The organism is Microcoleus sp. LEGE 07076 (assembly GCF_015207455.1).
Taxonomy (GTDB): domain Bacteria; phylum Cyanobacteriota; class Cyanobacteriia; order Cyanobacteriales; family Microcoleaceae; genus Microcoleus.
In genome coordinates, this window is sequence record NZ_JADEWV010000426.1 from 1 (window position 1) to 2,117 (window position 2,117).

At 41.9% G+C, this 2,117-nt stretch carries 2 protein-coding genes; both read left to right on the plus strand.

Going from position 1 to position 2,117, the window contains the following annotated elements:
• Positions 1–484 precede the first annotated feature (484 nt).
• A complete protein-coding gene (locus IQ270_RS31645) occupies positions 485–1,450 on the plus strand; it encodes a glycosyltransferase (protein WP_228056832.1) in 966 nt (321 codons plus the stop codon).
• Positions 1,443–2,117 (plus strand): glycosyltransferase family 2 protein (locus IQ270_RS31650; protein WP_339384213.1); only part of this gene is annotated, 675 nt, incomplete at its 3' end. The genes IQ270_RS31645 and IQ270_RS31650, both read left to right, overlap by 8 nt.

The window sequence follows — 2,117 nt, forward strand, 5'->3', positions numbered from 1 at the left end:
CCGGATTAAATTCTCCATTGCGTTTAGAATTAATTCAGCAACTCAAAACAATAGCGATCGCCAACACTGCCGCGGTGCGGTCAGGCAAATTACCGGATTTGCGTCCTTTGAAGACAGCAGGGGCGATCGAACTCAATTATATCATCGGTTCAGCCCTTGAGATTTGACATTTGACATTTGGGATTATAAATTTGGAATTTGAGATTGGTAATGACTGATTGGCTCTCCTGGCTATCCGGTGATTGATATAGGTTATGTGTCTCAGGGTAACGATTTCAGCGATTTCATCAGCATCACTTTGTGCTTTTTGATACATTTTGTACGCAAATCCAAGAGAGCCGACTGATTCTAGATGAGCGATGTTATGGCATAATTCGTAATTAATAATTCGTCATCCACAATCGAACGCTAAGAAAGAGGCTTGAAAAAAAGAAAATTTTTTGATTTTTTCTACCTGAAAGGGAGAGGCTTCTCTGAAGGTCGGATGAAGGATTCCAAAGCCCGTAATTATTCGGTCAATATCGTGTTACAGGTAATTATCCCCGTTAAAAATCGTCCTGAAATCGCTGATTGCGTGCGCTCTCTTTTAGCAATTGGTTATCCCGTGACTAAAATCATTATTTGCGACGGCGGTACCACTGAATCTAAATGTTTAATGGTTTTACAGGATTTAGCCAAATTATCGCAGGTAGAGTGGTTCAAATATCCTCAATCTGATTTTAATAAATCTCAGTTAATCAATCAGGGTATTCTCCGGGCTAGTAGCGAATACTTGCTGATTTCTGACGCTGACATCATCTGGAATCGGCAAGGAATTTTACAGCTATTATCTTGTGTTTTAGGAGAGTCCACTACTGGGGAATCCCTTTCTTTAAAAACTCGGATACAAGCTGTAAATTTTATTCCAAAATTCTCATCTTTATCGGCGGTAAATAATTTAGAAAATCGGATTATTTGTTGTGTTAAAACTGTAGCAGAGTCTTGCTTGCAAACAACGGCTTTAAAGCGGGAACGCTATACTTACAACATCCAGATGGGCAAAGGGATTGCTGCTGTTAATATTCTACTGGCGGTGGCGGGCGATCGCGATCGACCTGGATGCGGTTTGCTCTGTACTCGCAAACAAACGTTATTATCATTAGGAGGATACAAGGAAAGTTTTACAGGTTGGGGATGGGAAGACCAAGATTTGCTGATTCGCGCTACCCTGTTGGGCATCAATATCTGCGCGGCGGGAAATGTAATTCATCTTTCCCATAGCGATGCTGCGCGCAATCAACACCACCAGCAATTACCGCCAACAGAAACGCGCGATCGGAACATCATTTCTTGCTTCCAATCTCTCCAAAAAGGCGATATATTTGGCGATTTATGGCAACCAGCAATGCTACCACCTCATCCATTTTGGAAAATTACCACCAACTTTACCCCAAATTCTAGCTGTGAGTGAAATTCAGTTATCCTTAATTATTACCTACCGCCAGCGGGAAGAGCATTTGAAAACTCAACTCGCGTGGTGGAAAACTCAAGCATCGGAAAGTTTATTATCTCTTTGCGAAATCATTTTGATTGAACTCGATTGCATTCCTTCAGCTTGGATTTTACCAGAAATTACCCACCTTCCAGTCAGTTACAATTATCTTCCCATTGGGGGAACTTTTCATAAAACCAAAGCTTTAAATTTAGGTTTATCTCTGGCGCAAGGGCAATGGGTAGCAGCTTTTGATGTCGATCTCATTCCCTACGGAGATGCCCTCGCTCGCCATCTAAAAATGGCTCAACTTTCAGCCCAAATGTTAGTAACTGGCTATCGGATGATGTGCGATAGTGCTAACCTGGATTTCGCTCAAAATTCGGCTATAATTGAACAGTTCCAAGTTGCACCAGAAGATATGCCCACAGCGCTATTTAAGCACTTAATTCGGCGGGAGAGATTTGGAGTTTTACCTCTATTTCAACGCCAGCGCTTAATGGAAATCGGGGGATGGGATGAGACATTCATTGGCTGGGGGGCTGAGGATCAAGATATTGTGGAACGATACTTAGGAGAGGATAGATATTTTTGTCGATCGCCTGAATTAATTTACATCCATTTAGCGCATCCACCCGATAATAAT

Coding starts and splice junctions, on each gene's coding strand:
- IQ270_RS31645 (WP_228056832.1), top strand. CDS start 485: ATGAAGGATTCCAAAGCCCGTAATTATTCGGTCAATATCGTGTTACAG.